Origin of the sequence: Bowmanella dokdonensis, from assembly GCF_017254865.1 — a bacterium.
Lineage (GTDB): Bacteria > Pseudomonadota > Gammaproteobacteria > Enterobacterales > Alteromonadaceae > Bowmanella > Bowmanella dokdonensis.
Genome location: NZ_JAFKCV010000048.1, coordinates 1 through 686, shown reverse-complemented (window position 1 = coordinate 686; position 686 = coordinate 1). Strand labels below are relative to the sequence as shown.

Here is a 686-nt window from a genome sequence, read left to right as displayed (position 1 = left end):
ATGCCCACCATTCTACCCCGGTGGCGAATCGGCATATCCAACATAGAAGCAATACCAAGGGGAGCAAGATAACCTTCGGCAAACTCTGCGGTGGCAGAATGGGTCAGCGCATCTTCGGCCGAAATACAACGTTCTTCATCCAGGGCAGCGAAGTAGCGAGGGTATTGACTGCGGGTTAACAGCAAGTCTTCATAACGAGCCTGCTGATGTAAATCGATCAGCAGCGAACAACGGATGCCATCCAATTTTTCATCGCGCATCCAGATACCGGCCCGCTTAACACTTAGTCCTTTTAACAAAGACTGTAAGATCAGCTCTTCGGCTTCACGCATGTCTCCTAAATCTATACGGTCAGATTTAGAAACCTCCAGCAATAAATTTTCCAGCTTAAGCAGCATTGAGCTTCCAGGTTGACTGTCATAAAAGTCTCAAATAATCCGTTTATCCTAACCGAGTTGGTACAGCTTGGTAAGCTTCTTGCCTTATCTAACTGAATGTTTTTTCGACATAACCTGGCTAAAGCTTATGTCATTAAAACTTCAAAAAATGTTAATAAAAGGTAACAAAAGTTGTTCTAGTTTAGCAGTGGTTGTGATATACCCTGTCTTGCGGTAAACAAAAAAAGGAGATCTCCAGTGGATCAGTCAGATTTGATGTCAATGCTCGACATAGAGTCCCGTCCCGCC

The 686-nt window shown here is 44.3% G+C and carries 1 protein-coding gene; it reads right to left on the bottom strand.

The window, feature by feature from the left end:
* Nucleotides 1-398 (bottom strand): GAF domain-containing protein (locus J0A66_RS21465; protein ID WP_206575905.1); only part of this gene is annotated, 398 nt, incomplete at its 3' end.
* Nucleotides 399-686 lie beyond the last annotated feature (288 nt).